The organism is Rhodoferax sp. UBA5149 (assembly GCF_002413825.1).
Lineage (GTDB): Bacteria > Pseudomonadota > Gammaproteobacteria > Burkholderiales > Burkholderiaceae_C > Rhodoferax.
Window position 1 is genome coordinate 1 of record NZ_DHXT01000097.1, and the last position, 5,202, is coordinate 5,202.

Annotated in this window: 5 protein-coding genes; 4 read left to right on the forward strand and 1 reads right to left on the reverse strand. The window is 64.2% G+C overall.

From position 1 onward, the window contains the following. Nucleotides 1-67: 67 nt before the first annotated feature. The gene (gene queE / locus B3V69_RS08215; RefSeq protein WP_296445493.1) at nucleotides 68-703 is read right to left on the reverse strand and encodes a 7-carboxy-7-deazaguanine synthase; all 636 of its coding nucleotides are present in this window, start codon (nucleotides 701-703) and stop codon (nucleotides 68-70) included. Nucleotides 704-985: 282 nt separating this feature from the next. Between queE and recG the strand changes: the two genes are divergently transcribed. From recG to B3V69_RS08235, 4 genes are all read left to right on the forward strand, one after another. After that, nucleotides 986-3,034: an ATP-dependent DNA helicase RecG gene (gene recG, locus B3V69_RS08220; RefSeq protein WP_414707492.1), complete on the forward strand. Its 2,049-nt coding sequence runs from the start codon at nucleotides 986-988 to the stop codon at nucleotides 3,032-3,034. A 112-nt stretch (nucleotides 3,035-3,146) separates the two neighbouring features. Next, entirely contained in the window at nucleotides 3,147-3,680 is a 534-nt protein-coding gene (locus B3V69_RS08225; RefSeq protein WP_296445495.1) for a lysozyme, read from the forward strand. Further along, a complete protein-coding gene (locus B3V69_RS08230) occupies nucleotides 3,677-4,744 on the forward strand; it encodes a hypothetical protein (protein WP_296445497.1) in 1,068 nt (355 codons plus the stop codon). Before B3V69_RS08225 ends, B3V69_RS08230 begins: the two co-directional genes overlap by 4 nt. A 32-nt stretch (nucleotides 4,745-4,776) precedes the next feature. Next, the gene (locus B3V69_RS08235) at nucleotides 4,777-4,968 is read left to right on the forward strand and encodes a hypothetical protein (protein ID WP_296445499.1); all 192 of its coding nucleotides are present in this window, start codon (nucleotides 4,777-4,779) and stop codon (nucleotides 4,966-4,968) included. Nucleotides 4,969-5,202: the final 234 nt, after the last annotated feature.

The window sequence follows — 5,202 nt, forward strand, 5'->3', positions numbered from 1 at the left end:
TGGCCGGCATCGAATTCCAGCTTGCGGGTAATCGTCAACATGGTGTGGGTTTCGTCTTCGGTTTCAATCAGGGAATCTGCAACAGTTTGTGGGTCTGCAGGCTGAGCTTCCATTGTGGATGGCGCAGGCAGGTGTCGATCGCCAGCCGGGTGTTGGCGGCCAGGTTCGGGCCGTCCATCGGCTGCACAAAGAAATGCGCAAAATCGAGCGCCGCATAGTCGGCCAAATTCTGGCCGACTTGCGGGATCACGACCTTGATCTCGTCGCCGCGTTCGACCTGCAGGAAGGAACCCATTTTCGGGCTGACGCAGACCCAGTCGACCCCCGGTGGCACGGCCAGGGTGCCGTTGGTCTCGATGGCGATGGTGAAGCCATGGGCGTGCATGCTGGCGATGAGCGCGGCATCGAGCTGCAGCAGCGGCTCGCCGCCGGTGAAGACCACGTATTTGTGGGCCGTATCCTCCTGCGGCCACAGGCTGTCGATGGTGCGCGCCAGGGCCTCGCTGTCTGCAAATTTTCCGCCCCGCTCGCCATCGGTGCCGACAAAATCGGTATCGCAGAATTGGCACACGGCGCTGGCGCGATCCGCCTCGCGGCCCGACCACAGGTTGCAGCCGCTAAAGCGGCAAAACACCGCGGGCCGCCCGGCGTGCGCGCCTTCGCCCTGCAGGGTGTAAAAAATTTCTTTGATGCTGTAAGTCACGAGTTGGGGCTTTGGGGGTTCTGGACGACGCGGGCTATGTCAGGAAAGAGGCGTCCACCCGGTGCGCGCGACACGCCAATATTGCGATTTGCCGGGCCAGCAGGACACCCTGCCACGCCGTTCTCATTGTATCGCCGACGAGCCAACAAGGCCGTTTGCCCGTGGCATGGCCCCGGTATCTGCCCGCAACAAGCCGAGCCTGAACGAACGGGCAGAATCGGTGCATGACGTCTCCCGCCTGCCAAACCGCCAGCCAAAGCCCTGTCCGGTCCGCAAAAGGCTTTGCACAAGCTCGGCCTGGTGCGCGACATCGACCTGGCGCTGCACCTGCCCTTGCGCTACGAGGACGAAACCCGCATCGTCAAACTGAGCGACGCGCGGGAAGGCGACACGGCGCAGATCGAGGGCTTGGTCACGTCCTGCGAGGTGAAGATTGCGGGTCACCGCCAGCTGCTGGTGACGCTGGACGACGGCTCGGACACCTGCATGTTGCGTTTTTTCAGTTTCTACCCGACGCAGCAAAAAGCCTTGGCGGTCGGCAACCGCATCCGCGCGCGCGGCGAAATCAAGGGTGGTTTTGCCGGGCTGACGATGATGCACCCCGCGTTCCAGGCGGCCGGTGGCGACCTGCCCTCGGCGCTGACGCCGGTCTACCCGACGGTGGCGGGCTTGCCGCAGGCTTATCTACGCCGGGCAGTCCAGGGCGGTCTGGCGCGCGCCGAGCTGGCGGACACCGTGTCCCCTGAGAATTTATATGAAATTGGCCTGCAGCCCTCGTGGAATCTACGTGAGGCGCTATCATTTTTGCATCACCCGACGCCCGACGTGGCGCTGGCCACGCTGGTGGACCACAGTCACCCGGCCTGGCAGCGGCTCAAGTTCGAGGAGTTGCTGGCGCAGCAGTTGTCGCAACTGCAGGCCAAGCGCGCCCGCGCCCGGCTGCGGGCCCCGGTGCTGACACCCGTTCGCCCTGAGCCTGTCGAAGGGCCGCAACAGCCAGCGTGGCCCCTGCACGAGCAACTGCTCGCGGCGCTGCCCTTCCAGCTCACCGCCGCGCAGCGCCGCGTGAGCGCGGAAATCGCGCGCGACCTGGCCCGTCCGCTACCGATGCACCGGTTGCTGCAAGGCGATGTCGGCTCCGGCAAAACCGTGGTGGCGGCGCTGGCCGCCGCTATTTGCATCGACGCCGACTGGCAGTGCGCCCTGATGGCTCCGACCGAAATTCTGGCGACGCAGCACTTCGCCAAGTTGGTGAGCTGGCTGGAGCCGCTCGGTGTGAAAACAGCGTGGCTCACCGGCAAGCAGAAAGCCAAGGAGCGGCGCGAGATGCTGGCCCTGATTGCCAGCGGCGAGGCCGGGCTGGTGATCGGCACCCACGCCGTGATTCAAGACAAAGTGGTGTTCAAGAACCTGGCGCTGGCCATCATCGATGAGCAGCACCGCTTTGGCGTGGCGCAGCGCCTGGCGCTGCGCAGCAAGCTGAACGACAACGGCCAGGAGCCGCATCTCTTGATGATGACGGCCACCCCGATTCCGCGCACGCTGGCCATGAGCTATTACGCCGATCTGGATGTCTCCACCATTGACGAATTGCCGCCGGGGCGCACGCCCGTCATCACCAAGGTCGTGAACGATGCTCGGCGCGACGAGGTCATCGCCCGCATCCGCGCCCAGCTGGACGAGGGCCGGCAGATCTACTGGGTCTGCCCGCTGATCGAGGAGAGCGAAGCGCTGGATTTGCGCAACGCCACCGAGACCCACGCGCACCTGAGCGCGGCGCTGCCGGGTGTGCGGGTCGGGCTGCTGCACTCGCGCATGCCGGTGGCCGAGAAGCGGGCGGTGATGGCGCAGTTCACCAGCGGCCAGATGGGCGTGCTGGTCAGCACCACGGTGATTGAAGTCGGGGTCGATGTGCCCAATGCCTCGCTGATGGTGATCGAGCATGCCGAACGTTTTGGCCTGTCGCAACTGCACCAGTTGCGCGGCCGGGTCGGGCGCGGTGCGGCGGCGTCGGCCTGCGTGCTGCTGTATGCCACCGGCGACGCCCCGCGGCTCGGTGAAACCGCCCGTGCCCGCCTCAAAGCCATGGCCGAGACCAACGATGGTTTTGAGATTGCCCGGCGCGACCTGGAGATTCGCGGCCCCGGCGAGTTTCTGGGCGCGCGCCAGTCGGGCGCGGCGCTCCTGCGTTTTGCCGATCTGGCGACGGACACCGCGCTGCTGGCCTGGGCCCGCCGCCTGGCGCCGCTGATGCTTGACCAACATCCGGCGCTGGCCGAGAAACACGTGCAGCGCTGGCTCGGCGGCAAGGCCGAGTTCTTGAAGGCGTAGCCAGCGAAGCTTTGAGCGGCGCCTCGTCATCAAAATGGGGGATGCGTCACGGGCGTAAACGCGGCACAATCCAAGCGTCAATGGCCGGGTGGTACGGCAGAGGAGGCAGGGCATGGCACAGCGCGAGGTCAGTCAGGCGGGCGTCGATCTGGTGAAATCGTTCGAGGGAATCCCGGACGGCGACCCCACGACGGTCAATATCGATCCTTATCTCGATCCGATTCAAATATGGACCATCGGATGGGGTCACGCCATTCGACAGAACGGCCGCTACTTGCGTGGCCCCGGCGATCGGGCGGCGGCGTACGCGCTGTACGCGGGCGGCATCACCAAACCGCAAGCGGAGCGTCTTTTGGAGGCCGACTTGATCGACGTTGGCCGGGATCTGCTGCCATCCGTGCGGGTGCCGCTGAGCGACAACGAGTTTGCCGCCTTGGTCAGCTTCGCGTTCAACCTCGGTGTCAACAACCTGAAGAGCTCGACCTTGCTGCGCGAGCTCAACGAAGGCGACCGTGTTGCCGCCGCCGATCAGTTCAGCCGATGGGTGCTTGCCGACGGCGTGAAGATGGCGGGGCTGGTGCGTCGGCGCCAGGCGGAGCGCGATCTTTTCATGACCCCCTCAACACCTCCAGGAGTTTCGGTATGAAAAACATGTCTCACAGCCACCGGGCCTTGTTGTCCACGCTCGTCTATGTCGCGGTCGTCGCGGTGCTCCTGTTCATCTCCAGGAATAGCGCGAACCAATTGCCGCCAGCCGATACCCGCATCAACCAGATTCACCCCTTTGCCCGACAGGCGGAGCCTTCATGCGACAAGATTGGCGACGTATCCAAACTCATGCTGTTCGTCAATGGCATGAATACGGGCTTGCGCGCCGTCGGCTGCCTGGACGGGCCGAAGCCGAGCGCATTGTTCTGGCTGCGTCACGAAGGCGCGACGAAAATCTCGGCCGAAGCGGATCAAGCCGTCTGGTCCGTCATCCTGGGGCAACCACTCGATACCGTCGGCACGAAACGCACGCTCGACTACGACATTCGCCTGTCTCATGACGGCGACCAGCCCGAACAGCACCTGGTGAAACCGGGCAGCCAATTCAGCTTCTATATCTTCGAGTGGTGGTCGCCCTTGGCGCTCGCCGTGGTCGTGCTCGTCTGGGGGCTGCTCATCTATCTGGCGCGTCGCTCGGCCTTGCTGCGCGACGCCGGGGAGCAAGAGGGGCCACTCGAAAGCCGGACCTTCAGTCTGGCGAAGACGCAGATGGCGTGGTGGTTTGCCATCATCTTCGCGGCCTTCGTTTTCCTGTGGCTCGTCACCGGCGAGATGCCGTCGCTGAGCGGCCAGGCGCTGTCGCTGCTGGGTATTTCAAGCGCGACCACGATCGCGTCGCTCGGCATGTCGTCAGGCCGCGCCATGGCGCCGGGCAAGAGCGGCGTGTTCTTTCACGATCTTCTCAGCGATGTGAACGGCATCACGATCCAGCGCTTCCAGATGCTGGTGATGACGGTCGCGCTCGGCATCATGTTCTTGGTCAGAGTCGCGACCCGGCTGACGATGCCGGAATTCGATGCGTCACTGCTGGCCTTGCTCGGCATCAGCGCGGGCACTTATATCGGACTGAAGATTCCGGAAGATCAAGGCGACGGCGCGAAGGCCCCCACCGCGACGGCGGCCACCGAGGACCCGAAACGCGGCTATACGCCAACGACCTGAGTCGGCTCGAACTACGAATGAGGGACTTTGTCATGCGTCAAACCGCCTGTATTTTGACCGTCGTTGCCGCTGCGTTGAGCGCTTGCGCCAATCCGATCCTCAAAATCGATGCGCCCGGCGACGGCAAGGGCTTGTCGTGGGCGATTCCAGCCTGGCGCTTGTTCGATATCGACAACTGGTCGCACTATCCGGACGGGGCTCGCATCGAGCCGGTGGACGCCTGACGCGGTATCCGACGGCGCCTTCGAGCCGTACTGGAACTGTGCGGCCTGTGAAGACGTAGGCCTTCTCAGCCGAGCATGCGGCGATACGCCTGAAAGCCGACTTCGCTGACCAGCCCGGACATGCGCTCGAAGAGCCTGGACAGCTCGGCGCCATGCTGGGCTCGAAACTCAGCGCTGTTGCTTGCGATCTCAAGTTCGTTTGCGAGAATGAGTTCACACATTTGCGCGAGTTGC